This window comes from Egibacteraceae bacterium (assembly GCA_035540635.1).
Taxonomy (GTDB): domain Bacteria; phylum Actinomycetota; class Nitriliruptoria; order Euzebyales; family Egibacteraceae; genus DATLGH01.
Genome location: DATLGH010000049.1, coordinates 23,442 through 40,739, shown reverse-complemented (window position 1 = coordinate 40,739; position 17,298 = coordinate 23,442). Strand labels below are relative to the sequence as shown.

18 protein-coding genes are annotated in these 17,298 nt (G+C 75.1%); all 18 read left to right on the top strand.

Annotated elements, in window-relative coordinates; all coding sequences use genetic code 11:
* The coding region (locus VM324_08765; GenBank protein ID HVL99369.1) for a hypothetical protein at nt 1–282 on the top strand (282 nt) is incomplete at its 5' end.
* Nucleotides 283–387: 105 nt separating this feature from the next.
* Entirely contained in the window at nt 388–1,299 is a 912-nt protein-coding gene (locus tag VM324_08760) for an NAD(+)/NADH kinase (GenBank protein ID HVL99368.1), read from the top strand.
* Nucleotides 1,300–1,338: 39 nt separating this feature from the next.
* The gene (recN, locus tag VM324_08755; protein HVL99367.1) at nt 1,339–3,000 is read left to right on the top strand and encodes a DNA repair protein RecN; all 1,662 of its coding nucleotides are present in this window, start codon (nt 1,339–1,341) and stop codon (nt 2,998–3,000) included.
* Between the two features lie 41 nt (nt 3,001–3,041).
* Nucleotides 3,042–3,956 carry a M23 family metallopeptidase gene (locus VM324_08750; protein HVL99366.1) on the top strand — a complete coding sequence of 305 codons (915 nt, stop codon included), beginning with the start codon at nt 3,042–3,044 and terminating at the stop codon, nt 3,954–3,956.
* A 139-nt stretch (nt 3,957–4,095) separates the two neighbouring features.
* Nucleotides 4,096–5,769: a CTP synthase gene (locus VM324_08745; protein HVL99365.1), complete on the top strand. Its 1,674-nt coding sequence runs from the start codon at nt 4,096–4,098 to the stop codon at nt 5,767–5,769.
* Nucleotides 5,770–5,777: 8 nt separating this feature from the next.
* Nucleotides 5,778–6,338: an NUDIX hydrolase gene (locus VM324_08740; GenBank protein HVL99364.1), complete on the top strand. Its 561-nt coding sequence runs from the start codon at nt 5,778–5,780 to the stop codon at nt 6,336–6,338.
* A gap of 48 nt (nt 6,339–6,386) precedes the next feature.
* Nucleotides 6,387–7,505, top strand: a complete 1,119-nt coding sequence (gene ald / locus VM324_08735; protein HVL99363.1) for an alanine dehydrogenase — start codon at nt 6,387–6,389, stop codon at nt 7,503–7,505.
* Between the two features lie 13 nt (nt 7,506–7,518).
* Nucleotides 7,519–8,481 carry a site-specific tyrosine recombinase XerD gene (xerD, locus tag VM324_08730; GenBank protein HVL99362.1) on the top strand — a complete coding sequence of 321 codons (963 nt, stop codon included), beginning with the start codon at nt 7,519–7,521 and terminating at the stop codon, nt 8,479–8,481.
* Complete coding sequence (locus VM324_08725) at nt 8,471–8,821, top strand: TraR/DksA C4-type zinc finger protein (GenBank protein HVL99361.1); 351 nt, start codon at nt 8,471–8,473, stop codon at nt 8,819–8,821. The genes xerD and VM324_08725 overlap by 11 nt, the downstream gene beginning before the upstream one ends.
* Nucleotides 8,822–8,835: 14 nt before the next feature.
* Nucleotides 8,836–10,080, top strand: coding sequence for a thymidine phosphorylase (locus VM324_08720; GenBank protein HVL99360.1), 1,245 nt, complete (start codon nt 8,836–8,838; stop codon nt 10,078–10,080).
* Nucleotides 10,081–10,138: 58 nt separating this feature from the next.
* Complete coding sequence (locus tag VM324_08715) at nt 10,139–10,948, top strand: ScpA family protein (GenBank protein ID HVL99359.1); 810 nt, start codon at nt 10,139–10,141, stop codon at nt 10,946–10,948.
* Complete coding sequence (gene scpB / locus VM324_08710) at nt 10,945–11,592, top strand: SMC-Scp complex subunit ScpB (protein HVL99358.1); 648 nt, start codon at nt 10,945–10,947, stop codon at nt 11,590–11,592. Before VM324_08715 ends, scpB begins: the two co-directional genes overlap by 4 nt.
* On the top strand, nt 11,589–12,389 hold the full coding sequence (locus tag VM324_08705) for a pseudouridine synthase (GenBank protein HVL99357.1): 801 nt from the start codon (nt 11,589–11,591) through the stop codon (nt 12,387–12,389). The genes scpB and VM324_08705 overlap by 4 nt, the downstream gene beginning before the upstream one ends.
* Entirely contained in the window at nt 12,386–12,760 is a 375-nt protein-coding gene (aroH, locus tag VM324_08700; GenBank protein HVL99356.1) for a chorismate mutase, read from the top strand. Before VM324_08705 ends, aroH begins: the two co-directional genes overlap by 4 nt.
* Before the next feature lie 10 nt (nt 12,761–12,770).
* Nucleotides 12,771–13,919: a prephenate dehydrogenase gene (locus tag VM324_08695; GenBank protein ID HVL99355.1), complete on the top strand. Its 1,149-nt coding sequence runs from the start codon at nt 12,771–12,773 to the stop codon at nt 13,917–13,919.
* On the top strand, nt 13,916–15,211 hold the full coding sequence (aroA, locus tag VM324_08690) for a 3-phosphoshikimate 1-carboxyvinyltransferase (GenBank protein ID HVL99354.1): 1,296 nt from the start codon (nt 13,916–13,918) through the stop codon (nt 15,209–15,211). The genes VM324_08695 and aroA overlap by 4 nt, the downstream gene beginning before the upstream one ends.
* Nucleotides 15,208–15,885, top strand: a complete 678-nt coding sequence (cmk, locus tag VM324_08685; protein HVL99353.1) for a (d)CMP kinase — start codon at nt 15,208–15,210, stop codon at nt 15,883–15,885. Before aroA ends, cmk begins: the two co-directional genes overlap by 4 nt.
* Nucleotides 15,882–17,291 carry a ribosome biogenesis GTPase Der gene (gene der, locus VM324_08680; GenBank protein ID HVL99352.1) on the top strand — a complete coding sequence of 470 codons (1,410 nt, stop codon included), beginning with the start codon at nt 15,882–15,884 and terminating at the stop codon, nt 17,289–17,291. The genes cmk and der overlap by 4 nt, the downstream gene beginning before the upstream one ends.
* Nucleotides 17,292–17,298 lie beyond the last annotated feature (7 nt).

Genomic DNA, 17,298 nt, shown 5'->3' with positions numbered 1-17,298 from the left:
GAGGCGGGGCGCGGGCGGGTGGGCAAGGGCGGGGTCGTGCGGGACCCGGCGGTGTGGGGGGAGGCGCTCGCCGGCGTGGTGGCCGCCGGTGGCGCGGCCGGTCTCGGGCTCGCCGGCGCCGCGGCGTCGACCCTGCCGGGACCGTCGGGCAACGTCGAGTTCTTCGTCCACCTGCGGGTCGGAGCGGCGCAGCCGGTCGGGGCCGTCGTGGCGGGCGCCGTCGAGGCGGGCTTGGCGGTCACCGGCCGGTCGCTCCCCCAGGAACGCGACGAGGATCGTTAGCATGTCCGCCGTGGAGGGCGTCGACGGACAGGCTGCGGCCCGGGCGGCCGCCCCGGCGCGTGCGCCGGCCGGGCGGCGCGCCGTGACCCCTTGCGGGCCGCCTGCGTGAACGCGCCCCGGGGACCGGCTAACGGCACGCCCCCGAAGGTCGTCGGCATCGTCGTCCACGGAGGGCGGCCGGTCGCGCGGACCGCCGCAGCGGCAGCCGTGGAGGCGCTGCGCGACACCGGGGTGCGGCTCGTCGGCTGCGTGGACGACGGCTGGCTGGCCGGGACGTCCGAGCTCGATCCGGTGAGCGCCGCGGTCGACGCTCGTGATGCCGCGGCGTTCTGCTCGGAGGTCGACGTCGTCGTGGTGTTCGGCGGGGACGGGACGTTCCTGCGGGCCGCCTACCTCGCCCGCGACCGCGGGCTGCCGCTGCTCGGGGTGAACCTCGGTCGCCTCGGCTTCCTGTCCGAGGTCGAGGTCGCCGACGTGCCGGCCGCCCTGCGCCGGATCGTCGCGGGGGAGTTCACGGTCGAGGAGCGCATGACGCTCACCGTTGAGGTGCGCGACGCGTCCGGGGGGACCGTCGCGACGAGCTGGGCGCTGAACGAGGCCTCCGTCGAGCGGGTGGTGCCCCAGCGGCTCATCGTCATCGAGGTCCGGGTCGGCGACACGCTGTTCGCGCGCGTGCCCGCCGACGCGATGATCTGCGCGACGCCCACGGGGTCGACGGCGTATGCGTTCAGTGCCCGCGGGCCGATCCTGTCGCCGCTCGTCGAGGCGATCCTGCTCGTGCCCGTGGCGCCGCACTCGCTGTTCGACCGGACCCTCGTCGTCGACCCCCGCGAGTCGCTGTCGCTGCGCCCCGTCGCCGGTCCGGCGGCGGTCGTGAGCCTCGACGGCCGGGAACCGCTCGCCGTGCCTGACGGGGGCTCGGTGGTCGTGCACCGCGGAGCCGCGCCGGTGCGGATGGTGCGGCTTGGCGCGTCGGACTTCTACGGGAGGGTGCGGCGCAAGTTCGGGTTGCAGTGAGCGCTGCCCGCGCCCGCCTCCTCCTACACTGCGCCCGAGATGTTCTCCGAGCTGATGATCCGCAACCTCGGCGTCATCGACGAGGTGACGCTCGAGCTGGCTCCAGGCCTGAACGTCCTCACGGGCGAGACCGGCGCTGGCAAGACCATGATCGTGTCCGCGATCGAGCTGCTGCTCGGCGCCCGAGCGGACAGCGACCGGGTGCGCGGCGGAGCGGGCGCGGCGGTCGTCGAGGCCGTCCTGCGCCCAACCCCGCCGGCTGCGGCCGAGTGGCTCGAGGACGGTGACGACGAGCTCGTCGTCACCCGCCAGCTCGGCGAGGGCCGCAGCCGGGCGCGGCTCGGCGGACGCCTCGCTCCGGCCTCGGCGCTCGCGACGGCGCTCGGGGAGGCGGTCGAGGTGCACGGCCAGTCGGCGTCCGTGCGCCTGTCCGCGCCGGCGGTGCAGCGCAGCCTGCTCGACCGGTTCGGCGGTGCACAGGTCGCCGCGGCGGCGGACGCGTACACGTCCGTCCACCGCCCATGGCGGGAGGTCGGGGCGCAGCTCGCGAGCCTGCGTGACGACGAACGCGACCGGGCGCGCGAACTCGACCGTTTGCGCTTCGAGCTCGCCGAGATCGACGCCGTCGCCCCCGAGGCCGGCGAGGAGGGGCCCGTCGATGCCGAGCTGCGCCGGCTCGAGCACGCCGAAACCCTCACCCAGGCGGCCGCGACGGCCGCGGCTGCGGTCGCCGACGAGGGCGGCGCGCGTGACGCGCTCGGGGCGGGCGTGGCGGCGCTGCGGGCCACCGCCGGCATCGACGAGCAGCTCGACGGGCTCGCCGCCCGTGCCGAGGCGCTCGCGGCTGAGGCGCAGGACCTCGTCCTCGAGCTGCGGCGCTACGCCGCGTCCGTCGAACCGGATCCCGGGCGGCTCGAGGAGCTGCGGGCCCGCCGCGCCGCGCTCGCCCGCCTGACCCGCAAGTACGGTCAGAATGCCGCGGCGGTGGCGGACTACGCCGACGCCGCACGTGAGCGGGTGCTGGCCCTCGAGGGGTCGGGGGACCGGGCCCGGCTGCTCGCGGCCGAGGCCGCGCGGCTGGAGGCGGAGGTGCGCGAGGCCGCTGGGCGGCTGACCGGCGCCCGCCGGGCCGCCGGCGAACGCCTTGCCGAGGCGGTGGCCGGCCACCTCGGCGAGCTCGCCATGCCCGCCGCCCGCCTCGAGGTCCGGCTCGAGCCGGTCGAGCCCGGCCCCCACGGCGCCGACCGGGTGGAGCTGCTGCTGTCCGCCAACGCCGGCGAGCCGGCCCTGTCGCTGGCCAAGGCGGCCTCCGGGGGGGAGCGCAGCAGGGTGGCACTAGCCGTGCGTCTCGCCCTCGCCGACGCGGACGAGACCCCCGTGCTCGTGTTCGACGAGGTCGACGCCGGGATCGGCGGCCGGGTTGGCCGCGCCGTCGGCTCCCAGCTCGCCCGCCTCGCGCGGGGGCGCCAGGTGCTCTGCGTCACCCACCTCGCCCAGCTCGCCGCCTTCGCCGACGCGCACTTCGTCGTGGCCAAGGCCGAAGAGGGCGGGCGCACGGTGGCGGCGGTGCGCCGCCTCGACGAGCCGGGCCGCGTCGCCGAGCTCGCACGCATGCTGTCGGGCGACCCCGACAGCGCCGCCGCCGTCGACCACGCCGCCGAGCTGCGATCGGCGGCGCGGGCGGCGACGACCGAACGCTGAGACGGCGCCTGCGGCGCCCCGCTGTGGTATGACTACTCCCCATGTCCACCGACCTTCGTGCGCTCGGGCGGTTGAGCGAGTCGCTGGGCGGCGGCGGGAACCCCACCCGCCGCCGTCGCCGCGTCCCCGTGCGCCGCGGGCCCGGGCCGGCACGCCGCCGACCGCGGCTGCCCCGCACGATGATCGCGGCGCTCGCGGCGGGAGTCGTCGCCCTGGCCTGGCTCGGGTTCGCCGCCTCCGGCTCCGAGGAGCCCGCGCCATCGGACGGCCCGGCTTCCGCGGTCGAGCCCGTCCCCAACCGCCCCGCCGGGGAAGGATCCGTCCGCGCGTCGCGCAGCGAAAGCCGGGTCAGGCCCGGGGCGACGTTCGCCTACGGCGAGGAGCTCGCGCTCGCGCTGCCGCACCTCGAGCCGGTCCTCGTCGCCTTCGGCGAGGGCACTCGCGCCGAGGCGCTCGAGCTGCGCCCCGTCGGGCGGCTGCTCGCGAACGACCATCACCGGTACGAGCCGCCCCGCGACGTGCGGGGGCCCGACTACGTCGTGCTCGCCTCCGAGGGGAAGCCGCGCGCGGCCACGAGCGCCGTTGACATCGTCCTGCAACCCGAGGCGACCGTGCTCGCCCCCGTCGCGGGCCGGGTCGCCCAGGTCCGCGAGTACGCGATGGAAGGCGGCGTCCGCGACTACCGGGTCGTCATCGAGGCCGCGGACCGCCCGAGCCTGCACGTCGTCGTCGTCCACCTCCAGCGCCCCGCCGTGGCCCCCGGCGACGTCGTCGCAGCAGCCCAGACACCGCTCGGGCTCGTGCGCCCGCTCCCGTTCAGGCGGGCCGTCGACGCGCAGCTCGACAGCCGGCTGCCGCACGTCCACATCGAGGTCAAGCCCGCGGGTGAGCCGGGCCCGCCCGACCCGAACGAGCCGGCGGCGGCGCCCGCCCTGGGGGCGGCGCAGGGTCGTTGAGGCGACGGCGCCAGTGCTGCTACGGTGGCCGAGGCTGCGCAGCGCGGTTCCGCCTTCCCCCCGAGCTCAGCCCCGAGCTCTGCGCCCGAGCCCAGCGCTCGGGTGACGGTTGCGAAGTGAGTCCGGAGGTTCGATCAGCGTGGCCAAGCACATCCTCGTCACCGGTGGCGTGTCGTCCTCGCTCGGCAAGGGGATCACCGCCGCCTCGCTCGGCAGGTTGCTGAAGGCTCGCGGCCTGCGGGTCACCCTCCAGAAGCTCGACCCCTATGTCAACGTCGACCCCGGCACCATGAACCCCTTCCAGCACGGTGAGGTGTTCGTCACGGAGGACGGCGGCGAGACCGACCTCGACCTCGGCCACTACGAGCGCTTCATCGACGAGAACCTGCCGCGCTCCGCCAGCGTGTCGACCGGCCAGATCTACTCGGCGGTGATCGCCAAGGAGCGGCGCGGCGACTACGTGGGCGAGACCGTGCAGGTCGTCCCGCACATCACGAACGAGATCAAGTCGCGCATCCTCGCGCTCGCCGACGACGCCGACGTCGTCATCACCGAGGTCGGCGGCACCGTAGGAGACATCGAGGGCCTGCCCTTCCTCGAGGCGATCCGGCAGCTGCGCTACGACGTCGGCCGGGAGAACATCTGCTACGTCCACTGCGCCCTCGTGCCGTTCATCGGCCCGACCGGCGAGCTCAAGACGAAGCCGGCGCAGCACTCCGTGCGGGAGCTGCGCTCGATCGGGATCCAGCCGGACGCGGTCGTCGCGCGCAGCGAACGCCCCATCGGCCACGACCTCAAGCGCAAGATCGCCATGCTCTCCGACGTCGACCTCGAGGGGGTCGTGTCGGTCCACGACGCGGACAGCCTCTACAGCGTGCCCCTCGTGCTGCGCGACGAGGGGCTCGACCGCTTCGTCGTCCGCAAGCTCGGCCTCGACCCGACGGTGGAACCCGACCTCACCGGCTGGATCGACCTCGTGCGGCGTGCGCTGCACCCCCGCGACGCGGTGCGCATCGCGGTGGTCGGCAAGTACGTCGCGCTGCCCGACGCCTACCTCTCGGTCGTGGAGGCCCTCGGTCACGCCGGCCTCCACCACGGCGTGGAGGTCGACGTCGCGTGGGTGCCCGCCGACGACCTGCAGGCCCCCGGTGCCGCCGAGCGGGCCCTGCAGGGGGTGCACGGCGTGCTCGTCCCGGGCGGCTTCGGGGTGCGGGGCATCGAGGGCAAGGTCGCCGCCGCCCGTCACGCCCGCGTGCGTGGCGTGCCCTACCTCGGCATCTGCCTCGGTCTGCAGGTCGCGGTCGTCGAGTTCGCGCGCAACGTCCTCGGGCTCACCGAGGCGAACTCGAGCGAGTTCGCCCCCGACACCCCCCACGCGGTCATCGACCTCATGCCCGACCAGCGCGACGTCACCGACATGGGCGGCACGATGCGGCTCGGGGTCTACCCCTGCAAGCTCGCTGCGGGGTCCCTGGCCGCGGCCGCTTACGGCGAACCGGTCGTCTACGAGCGGCACCGCCACCGCTGGGAGGTCGCCAACCGCTACCGCGGACGCCTCGCGGAGGCGGGGATGGTTTTCAGCGGCCTGTCGCCCGACGACCGTCTCGTCGAGGTGATCGAGCTGCCCGACCACCCGTGGTTCGTGGGGACGCAGGCCCACCCCGAGTTCCGGTCACGGCCCAACCGCCCCCAGCCGCTGTTCCGCGACTTCGTCGGGGCGGCCAAGGCGCGCATGCTCGCGCAGGCCGGGCGGCTGCCGGTGCCCGAGTCGGCGGAGGAGGCGGCGCCGAGCCCCGTCCCGGCCGGTCGCTGAGCTTCCTCGTGGACTACGAGGTGGAGTCGTCGCGGATCGCCTACGACGGCGAGCTCTCACGGGTTCGCGTCGATCGGGTGCGCATGCCCGACGGCGAGGTCGTCAACCGGGAGATCGTCGAGCATCCGAACGCCGTCGCGGTGGTGCCGGTCGAGGAGGACGGGCAGGTCGTGCTGCTGCGCCAGTACCGCCACCCATTCGGTCAGGCGGCCCTCGAGATACCCGCCGGCAAGCTCGACAGCGACGGGGAGGTGCCCGACGAGGCGGTCCGCCGTGAGCTCGCGGAGGAGGTCGGACTCGGCGCGGGCAGGCTCACCGAGCTCGTGACGTTCCACAACTCCTCCGGGTGGACGGACGAGACGACGACGGTCTACCTCGCCACCGGCCTGGACCCCGTCGACGCGCCAGCGGGTTTCGCCGCCCACGCCGAGGAGGCGGACATGGAGGTCGTGCGCATGCCGCTCGCCGACGTCGTCGAGCGTGCCCGGCGCGGTGAGCTGACGGACGCGAAGACGCTCATCGGCGTACTCCTCGCCGCCGAGCGCCTCCGCGGCCGGGCCGCTCACTAGACTCGGGGCAGGCGGAGCGGCCGGCGTGCCGGCGAGGCGGGAGGGCACATGCGGATCGGCGTCCCCACCGAGGTCAAGCAGGCGGAGTACCGGGTCGCGATCACCCCCGCCGGCGTCCGCGAGCTCGCACTGGCCGGCCACGAGGTCCTCGTGCAGTCCGGAGCGGGCGAGGGCTCGGCGCTGTCCGACGACGACTACCGGGCCGCCGGCGCGGACATCGTCGAGGACGCCGCGACGGTGTGGGCCGCGGCCGACCTGCTCCTGAAGGTCAAGGAGCCCGTGGAGCGCGAGTTCACTCACCTGCGCGGCGACCTCACGGTGTTCACCTACCTCCATCTCGCGGCGGCTCCCGCCCTCACCCGGGCGCTGCTCGACGCGGGGACGACCGCGGTGGCCTACGAGACCGTCGTGGGGCGGGAGGGCGGCCTGCCCCTGCTCCAGCCCATGAGCGAGGTGGCCGGGCGCATGGCCCCGCAGGTCGGTGCCCACGAGCTCGAACGTCCCCGCGGCGGGCGGGGCGTGCTCATGGGCGGCATCGGCGGGGTGCTGCCCGCGCACGTCGTCGTCATCGGCTCGGGCACGGCCGGGCGCAACGCCGCCTGGGTCGCCTCGGGCATGGGCGCGAACGTCACCATCCTCGACCTCGACATCGCCAAGCTGCGCTACGTCGACACCGTGCACTCCGGGCGCATCACGACGCTCGCGAGCAACCGCCTCACCCTCGAGGAGCAGGTCACGACCGCGGACCTCGTCATCGGTGCGGTGCTCGTCCCCGGTGCGCGGGCGCCTCAGGTCCTCACCGAGGAGATGGTCGCGTCGATGCCCCGGGGGAGCGTGCTCGTCGACATCTCCATCGACCAGGGCGGGTGCGCCGCGACGAGCAGGGTCACCACCCACGCCGAGCCGACTTATGTCAAACACGGAGTGGTACATTACTGCGTGGGGAACATGCCCGGAGCGGTGCCTCGCACGTCGACCTACGGGTTGACGAACGCCACCCTGCCGTACGTGATGCGCCTCGCCGGGCAGGGGGTGCGGAGGGCGGCGCGGCGCGACCAGGGCTTCGCGCAGGGCATCAACGCGATCGACGGGCTGCTGACGAACGCGGGTGTGGCGGAGGCGCACGGCCTCGCGCACACCCCGCTGCCGGAGGCGCTCGACGGCTGAAGAGGGAGCAACGGTGACACTGCCGCGCTACGCGGACCGTTACCTCGACCACCTCGCCGTCGAGCGGGGGCTGTCCCCGCACAGCCTGGCCGCCTACCGCAGGGACCTCGCCCTCTACGCGGCCTACCTCGACGCGGCAGGCATCGACGGGCCGCTGGAGGCGGTGGCCGAGGACCTCGCCGGCTTCGTCGCCTGGATCCGAGAGCAGCGTACGGCGGCCGGCCGCTCCTACGCCCAGTCGACGGTCGTGCGCACGCTCGTGGCGGTCCGGGGGCTCCACAAGTTCCTCGTGGCGGAGGGCCTTTCCCCCGCGGACCCGTCGACCGAGGTGACCGGCCCGCGCACCCGCCGGGCGCTGCCGAAGGCGCTGTCCACCGAGCAGGTCGAGCGCCTCCTTGCCGCCCCGGTCGGCGACGCGCCGGTCGCTCTGCGCGACCGGGCGATGCTCGAGCTGCTCTACGCCGCAGGGTTGCGCATCACCGAGCTCATCAACCTCGACGTCGTCGACGTCGACCTGCAGACCCGCACGGTGCGGTGCCTCGGCAAGGGCAGCCGGGAGCGGATCGTGCCGATCGGCCGGCCCGCCCGCGCGGCGGTGGAGGCGTGGCTCGTGCGCGGCCGCCCGGGCATGGCGCCCGTCGACGCCACGCTGTTCTGCAACCGCCGGGGCGGGCGTTTGACCCGTCAGGGGGGATGGAAGATCATCAAGAAGCACGCGCATGCCGTCGGCCTTGGGTCCCAGGTGTCGCCGCACACGCTGCGCCACTCGTTCGCGACCCACTTCCTCGACGGCGGGGGCGACGTCCGGGTCGTGCAGGAGCTGCTCGGCCATGCGAGCGTGAACACCACGCAGATCTACACCCTCGTCTCGCGTGCACGGCTCCGGGCGGTGTACGAGCAGGCCCATCCCCGTGCACTGGCCGACGCCGACCCTCCCGCCGTTCTCGTCGAAGGAACGCGTTCTCATGACACCTGAACTGCTCACCCGCCTCCGCAAGCAGCTCGTCGACGAACGCGACTCGGTCATCGCCGAGCTGATCGAGTACGGGGCCGACCCCCACAGCGAGCGGATCGAGCACATCGCGGGCATCGACGACAACTTCGCCGACCTCGCCTCCGCCACGGCCGAGCGCAGCGAGAAGCTCGCGTTCATCGAGAACGCCCGCGAGCGCCTCGCCCACGTCGAGGCGGCGCTCGCGAAGATGGAAGAGGGGACCTACGGCGTCTGCGAGGTCTGCGGCGAGGACATCCCCGAGGCGCGCCTCGAGGCGCGTCCCCTGTCGGTGCGCTGCGTGGGGTGCGCCTCCCGCGCCTGAGGGCGGGTCGCGACATGGCCGTCGCCGACCTCGTCGCCGGCTGGATCGAGGGCAGGGTTGATGAGTCCACGCTCGTCGGGACTCTGCACGCCGGGGGGTTCTCCGACGCCGATGCACTCGCCCTGACCGAGGTCCTCGTGCGCAGCGGCGACGAGCTCGACCTGTCCCGTCTCGGCCCGCGCACGGTCGACAAGCACTCCACCGGCGGCGTCGGCGACGGCACGACGCTGCTCGTCGCGCCGCTCCTCGCGGCGGCGGGCGCGGTGGTCGTGAAGCTGTCCGGACGGGGCCTCGGGCACACCGGGGGCACGATCGACAAGCTCGAGTCGGTGCCCGGCCTGCGCACCGACCTCCGTCCCGAGGAGCTGCTGGCCGTCGCGGGCGAGGTCGGGTGTGTCGTCGCGGCGCAGTCCGACCGGCTGGTGCCGGGCGACCGGGCCCTCTACGCGCTCCGGCACGCGACCGGCACCGTGGCCGAGCCCGCACTCATCGCGTCGAGCGTCATGGCGAAGAAGCTCGCCGCGGGGGCCCGCGGGATCGTCCTCGACGTGAAGACCGGCGACGGCGCCTTCCTGCCCGCGCGTGCTGACGCCGTCGCGCTCGCCGACCTCTGCGTGCGTATCGGGTCCGACGCCGGCCGGCGCTGCGTCGCGCTCGTCACGGCCATGGACCAGCCGCTCGGCCGCGGGGTCGGAAACGCCCTCGAGGTCGCCGAGGCTGTCGAGCTGCTCGCCGCGCGCCCCTCCGGCCGGCTCGCGGATCTCGCCGTCGAGCTCGCTGCGCAGGGCCTGAGCCTCGTCCGCGACCACCCCGTGGACGCCCTGCGCGAGGAGCTCGACGACCGGTGGGCGCGGGGGGAGGCGCGCGAGCGCCTGCGGGCCATGATCGCCGCCCAGGGCGGGGACGCCCGGGTCTGCGACGACCCGCGCGCCGTGCTTCCGCGCGCGCCGGCGGTCGCGACCGTGCACGCGCCCCGGTCGGGCTGGGTGCAGGCGGTTCCCGCCCGTGCCGTCGGCCAGCTCGCCGCGAGGCTCGGCGCCGGGCGAACCGGCAAGTCCGATCCTGTCGACCCCGCGGTCGGCGTCGAGCTGCGCGTGGAGGTGGGCGACCGCGTCGACGCCGGGCAGCCGCTCGGGGTGGTGCACGCGCGCACCGACGAGGCGGCGGACGCGGGCGCGGCGACCCTCGCCGCGCTCGTCGGGTTCGCCGACGCTCCCGTGGCCGCGCCTCCCACCATCCTCACGCGCGTGCCGAGCTGACCGTCGGGGTCCGTTGGGGGGCGGTGGCAGCCTCGGCGTCTAGACTTGCGAGCCAACCATGCCCGACACCTTTCGCGTCAGCGTCGGCTCCTTCGAGGGCCCCTTCGACCTGCTGTTGCAGCTCATCGCACGGCACAAGGTCGACATCTACGAGGTGTCGCTCGCGGCGATCACCGAGGACTACCTCTCGGTGCTGCGCGGCATGGAACGGGTCGACCTCGAGGTCACGACGGAGTTCCTCGTCATCGCCGCCACCCTCGTCGAGCTGAAGGCGGCGCGGCTCCTGCCCGGGGACGACGAACCCGAGCTCGACGACCTCGCGCTCGAGATGCGCGACCTGCTCTACGCCCGGCTCCTCGACTACCGCACCTTCAAGGAGGCCGCGGTGTTCCTGCGGGACGAGCTTGCGGCCTCCGCGGGCTACCTGCCGCGGCAGGTGGTGCTCGAGCCGGAGCTCGCAGGCGTCCACCCCGACGTCGACCTGTCGCTCACCCCCGAGGAGCTCGCCGAGCTCGCGGCCCGCGCGCTAGCCGAGCAGCCCGAACCGACGGTGGACCTGAGCCACCTCCAGCCCGTGCGCATGACCGTGCGCGAGGCCGCCGGCATGGTCGCCGACGAGCTGGCCCGTGCCGGGGGGCGTGCGTCGTTCGCGGAGCTCACCGCCGGCTGCCGGCACCGCATCGAGGTCGTCGTCTGCTTCCTCGCCCTCCTCGAGCTCTACAAGCTCGAACGCGTCGAGCTCCTGCAGACCTCGTCCTTCGGGGCGCTGACCGTGGAGTGGGTGGACGACGTCGACGGTCTCGCGGGGCGCGACATGGTCCTCGGCGTCGTGGACGCCTACCAGGGCGAGCCGGAGGAGGGGACGTGAGCGGCGGCGCCATGCTCGGGCCGGACCTGCGCAAAGCCCTCGAGGCCATCCTGCTCGTCGTCGAGGAGCCCGTCGACGCGAACACGCTCGCTCAGGTGCTCGAGGCGCCGACCGAGGAGGTCACCGCCACCCTGCAGGTCCTGCGCGGCGAGTACGTCGACGAGGGACGCGGGTTCGTGCTCCGTGAGGCCGGCGGCGGCTGGAGGCTCTACACCGACCCGGGCGCACGCGCGTACGTCGAGCGGTTCGTCGTCCACGGCAAGAGCGCGCGGTTGTCGCAGGCCGCCCTCGAGACGCTCGCGATCATCGCCTACAAGCAGCCGGTGACGCGCGCGCAGATCTCCGAGATCCGCGGCGTGGAGGCCGACGGGGCGGTCCGCTCCCTCGTCAGCCGCGGCCTCGTCACCGAGCTGGGACGCGACCCCGCCCCCGGGCAGCCGCTGCTCTACGGCACGAGCCGGAGCTTCCTCGAACGCCTCGGGCTGTCCCACATCGACGAGCTGCCCGCCCTGCCCGACCTGTCCTCAGGAGGGCCGCTGCCCGCTGAGCCGGCGCCCGGGGGCTACAAGCGGGCCCGCCGCGAGCTCGACGCGCTGTCGACCGGCTCCCCTGACGGGCAGGACGGCGAGGGCGACCCGACGTGACGCAGGAACGCAAGCCCGAGCGGGTGCAGAAGGTCCTCGCCGCCGCCGGGCTCGGCAGCCGCCGCGCCTGCGAGGAGCTCATCGCGGCGGGGCGGGTCGCCGTCGACGGCGCGACCGTCACGCTCGGCGCCAAGGTCGACCCGACGAGCCAGGTGGTGACCGTCGACGGCGAGCGGGTGGCCACCAACCCCGACCTCGTGCACCTGCTGCTCAACAAGCCCCTCGGGGTCGTCACGACGGTGACCGACCCGCAGGGGCGCCCCACCGTCATGGGCCTAGTCCCCGCCAACCCCCGCGTGTACCCCGTCGGGCGGCTCGACCAGGACACCGAGGGCCTGCTCATCATGACGAACGACGGTGAGCTCGCGAACCGCCTCGCCCATCCCCGCTACGAGGTCGAGAAGACCTACGTCGCGCAGGTCCGCGGCCAGCTGCGCCGGCGTGCCGTGCGCACCCTGCTCGAGGGCGTCGACCTCGAGGACGGTCCCGCCCGCGCGCGCTCCGTCCGCGAGCTCGGGTCGGCGGCGGACCGCACGCTCGTGGAGATCGTGCTCGCGGAGGGCCGCAAGCGGGAGGTGCGCAGGATGCTCGCGGCGGTCGGTATCCCCGTCGAGCGGCTCGCGCGCGTGAAGCTCGGCCCCCTGCCCCTCGGCGACATCTCCCCGGGCAAGTACCGGCCGCTCACCGGCGCGGAGGTGCGTGACCTCTACCGGGCGGTCGGCCTCGGCTCGCCGGACGCGCCGCAGGCCGACGGCGCCCGCGGCGGCGCCGGCGACGGCGGCCGGGTGCGGCCGTGAGGGACCGTGTGGCGGCCCTGCGGGGGGCGACGACGCTCGACGCCGACACCCGTGAGGAGGTCCTCGCGCGCACCGCCGAGCTGCTCGACGAGCTCATGCAACGCAACGGCCTGTCGACCGACGACGTCGTGAGCCTGCTGTTCACCGCCACGGCCGACATCACGAGCGAGTTCCCCGCGGCCGCCGTGCGCGAGGCGGGGATCGCCGACGTCCCGATGCTCTGCGCCCGCGAGCTGGAGATCGACGGCGGCTCGAACATCGCGCGGTGCATCCGGGTCATGGCGCACGTGCACACCGACCGGCCGCGCGGCGACCTCCGCCACGCCTACCTTCGCGGCGCCCGCCAGCTGCGCAGCGACCTGCCCGAGTAGGGCACCCAGGATGCAGTGGCGAGACGCCACCGACGAGGGCGCCTCCGTGCCCCCGACCGCCCGCAAGGTCGCCATCGTCGGCACCGGGCTGATCGGCGCCTCCCTCGGTCTCGCCCTCGGGCGCCTGGCTGAGGTCGAGGAGATCGTTGGCTACGACCGCGACCCGGGACAGCTCGCCGAGGCGGCACGACGCGGGGCGATCACCCGCCCGGCGGTTTCCGCGGCGGACGCGGCGGCGGGTGCGGACCTCGTCGTCCTCGCCGTCCCCGTCTCGGCGGTGCCCGCCGTCGCCGCCGAGATCGGGCCCGCGCTGCGGCCGGGGGCCATCCTCACCGACGTCGCAAGCGTGAAGGCCCGCGTCGTCGAGGCGCTGCAGGCGGCGGCACCGGGCGGCGTCCACGTCATCGGGGGCCACCCCATGGCCGGCTCCGCGGAGACCGGAGCGGCGCACGCCTTCGCCGACCTCTTCGTCGGTGCGACGTACCTGCTCACCCCGACGACCCACACCGAGCCCGAGGCCTACCGGCTGGTGCACGGCCTCGTGACCCGGCTCGGTGCGCGGGTGCTCGCCGTCAGCCCCCAACGGCACGACCTGCTCGTCGCCGTCACGAGCCACCTGCCGCAGCTCGCCGCCACCACGCTCATGAACCTCGCCGCCGAACGGGCCCGCGGGGAGCACGCCGGCCTGCTGCTGCTCGCCGCGGGCGGTTTCCGCGACGCCACCCGGGTTGCCGCGAGCAACCCCGAGCTGTGGCTCGACATCTGCGCGGAGAACCGTGACGCGATCGTCGCGGTGCTCGACGACTACCGCGAGCGCATCGGCGCGCTGCGCTCGGTGCTCGCGGTGGCCGACGAGGAGGGGCTGCGGCGCGCCCTGTCCGACGCGCGCGCGGCCCGCAGGGCCCTGCCCGGCAAGGAGAGCCTCAGCGGGCGGCTGCTCGAGCTGCAGCTGTCCATCCCCGACCGGCCGGGCGTGTTCGCCGAGGTCACCACGACGGTGGGCCTCGCCGGGGTGAACATCGAGGACATCGGCGTGGAGCACGCCCCCGAGGGCGGCCGGGGACTGTTGCGCCTGGCCATCCTCGGACCGGAGAACGCCGCGAAGGCCCGCGTCGCCCTCGAGGCGATCGGCTACGAGGTCCTGGAGCACGAGCGGTGACCCCGTGCCCGGCGGCAGAGGCGGTCGAGGTCATCCCCTCGGGTCCGGCGGCCGGCGCGCTCGCCGCGCCCACGAGCAAGAGCGTCACGAACCGCCTCCTCGTTCTCGCGACCCTCGCCGCGGGCACGTCGGTCCTGCACGACCCGCTCGTGAGCGACGACTCCACGGTGATGCGGGAGACCATCGGCGCCTTTGGCGCTGCGGTGCGGATCTCCCCCGAGGCCTGGTCGGTGACGGGCACGGGCGGGGTGCTGCGCACGCCCGACCGCGCGGTGTCGGCGGGGCTGTCGGGCACGACGCTGCGCTTCGTCGCCGGCCTTGCGGTGCTCGCGCCCGGCGGCGCGGTCGTCACCGGGGCACCACCGCTGCTGCGGCGCCCGGTGGGGCCGCTCACCGCCGCGCTGGCGGGCCTCGGCGCCGACGTGCGCGACGAGGGGGGCTACCCGCCGGTGGTCGCGGCCGGCGGCGGACTGGACGGCGGCCGGGTGACCGTCGACGCCACCGCCTCGAGCCAGTTCGCCAGCGCCGTCCTGCTCGTGGCTCCCTACGCCCGCCGTGACGTCCACCTCGCGGTGCGCGGCGCCGGTGCGGGAGGCTACGTCGACCTCACCGCGGAGGTCATGCGCGACTGGGGCGCGCAGGTCGGACGCGAGGGCACAGGCGCCTGGCGGGTGACGGCCGGACACGGCTACACGGCCCGCGACCGGCGCGTCGAGTACGACGCGAGCGCCGCGGCGCACCTGCTCGCGCTCGCGGCCAGCACAGGGGGCACGGTGACCGTGACGAACGCGACCGCGGGCACCCGCCAGCCCGACGCGGCGCTGACCGACGTCCTCGCCGCGATGGGGTGCACGGTGACGCGCGAAGGCGACGCGGTCACCGTCACCGGGCCGGCGACGCTGCGCCCGGTCGACGCCGACCTCACCGCCATGCCCGACCAGGTCACGACCGTGGCGGTCCTCGCCGCGCTCGCCGACGGCGTGTCCACGATCACCGGGGCGGCGGTGACGCGCGGCCACGAAACCGACCGCCTGGCGGCCCTCGCCCAGGAGCTCGCGAAGGCAGGGGTGGCGGTCGCCGAGCAGCCCGACGGGCTCGTCGTCCACGGCGGCGGCGCCTGCGGGCCGGCGTCCCTGGCCACCCACGACGACCACCGCCTGGCGATGGCCTTCGCCTCGCTCGGCGCCCGCGTCGCCGGCATCGTCGTCGAGGACCCCGGCTGCGTCGCGAAGACCTACCCGGGCTTCTGGGACGACCTGCGCGTCCTCGGCGTCCAGTGGCGCGAGCGGTGACGCGCCGCGCCACGCTCGTCGCTATCGACGGGCCCGCCGGCTCCGGCAAGTCCACCGTCGCCGCGCGGCTCGCCGAGCGCCTCGGCGTGCCGCACATCGACACGGGAGCGTTCTACCGGGCGGCGACCCTCCTCGCCCTGCGCGTCGGGGTGGACCTGCGGGACGGCGCGGCGTGCGCCGCGCTCCTCGCCGGCGCGTCGATCAGCCGCCGCGACGGGCGCACCCGCATCGACGGGGAGGACGTCGAGGACGCGATCCGGGGACCGGCGGTCACCGCGGCGGTCTCCACCGTGTCGGCGCACCCGGCGGTGCGCGCGGCGTTGCTCGACGTGCAGCGGGCCGGGATCGGCCTGGCGGGGGCGGTCGTGGAGGGCCGGGATGCGGGTACGGTGGTGGTGCCCGACGCGCCGCTCAAGGTGTGGCTCACGGCCAGTCCCGCCGAGCGTGCCGGCCGCCGCGCCGCCCAGCTCGGCGAACGCGATCCCGAGGTCGTCGCCGCGCACGCCGAGGCGATCGCCCGCCGGGACGCCGCGGACGCCGCCCGGATGGTGAAGGCGCCCGACGCGGTCGTGGTCGACACGACGGGCCGCGACGTGGACAGCCTCGTCGACGACCTCCTGACCCTGGCCGAGCGCCACCGCCCACCCGTTGCCGACACCGCCGAGGACCCGTGACCGCCGAGCCCCGCAGTCCCGCACCGCGGCGACAGATCGTCGAGCCCGGCCTGCCGACGGTCGCCGTCGTCGGGCGACCCAACGTCGGCAAGTCGACCCTTGTCAACCGTCTGGTCGGCCGACGCGAGGCGATCGTCGAGGAGCGCCCGGGGGTCACCCGCGACCGCACCACCCACACCGCGGAGTGGAACCGCCGGCGGTTCACCCTCGTCGACACGGGCGGGTGGATGCCGACGCGGCAGCGCCAGTCCCGCCTCGACGACGCGGTCGCCGCCCAGGCCGAGACCGCCGTCACCGATGCCGACCTCATCGTCTTCGTCGTCGACGCGGCCGTCGGCATCACCGAGGAGGACGCCGAGATCGCCGGCTGGCTGCGCGCGTCCGGACGCCCGGTCCAGCTCGTCGCGAACAAGGTCGACAACCTCGGCAGCCCTGCGCGCTCGGCCAGCGAGCTCGCGGAGCTCTACGCGCTCGGCGTCGGCGACCCCGCACCGGTCAGCGCGCTGCACGGGCGGGGTGCCGGCGACCTGCTCGACCTCTTCGTCGCGCGCCTCGGCGAGGCCGGCGCCTTCGAGCGGCCCCCCGGGGGCCGGACGGCGGACGTGCCCGGCGTCGCCCTCATCGGTCGACCGAACGTCGGCAAGTCTTCCTTGTTCAACCGGCTCCTCGGTGAGGAGCGCACGATCGTCGACGAGCGTCCCGGAACCACCCGCGACGCCGTGGACACCGTCGTCGCACTGCCCGACGGGACGACCTACCGGTTCGTCGACACGGCGGGGCTGCGCCGTCGGGCGCGGGTGCGGGGCGCGCAGGCCACGGAGTACTACTCCACCGTGCGCACCGTCAAGGCCCTCGACGCGGCGGCGGTCGCGCTGCTCGTGCTCGACGCGTCCGAGCCGGTGGGGGAGCAGGAGCAGAAGCTCGCCCGGCAGGTGCTCGACGTGGGACGTGCTCTCGTGCTCGTGCTCAACAAGTGGGACCTCGTCGACGAGTACCGGCGCGAGATGCTCGAGCGGGAGAGGGACCGCAAGCTGTCGTTCGTCGGCTACGCGCCGCTCGTGCGGACGTCCGCGGCGACGGGCCGCGGCGTCGACAAGCTGCTGCCGGCGATCGGCGCCGTGTACGAGGAGTGGAGCCGGCGGGTCCCTACCGCGCGGCTGAACCAGTGGTTGGCCGACGCGGTCGACGCCAACCCGCCGCCCCTGCACGCCGGACGGTCCGTGCGCCTGCGCTACGCCACGCAGGTGGCGACGGGCCCACCGCGCTTCCGCGTGTTCACGACCGGGGAGCTGTCACCGGGCTACGTGCGCTACCTCGAACGGCGGTTGCGTGACACCTTCGGGTTCGCCGGGACGCCGCTCGACATCGCGGTGCGGGTGCGCCCGCGCTGGGAGGACCGAACCTGAGACGCAC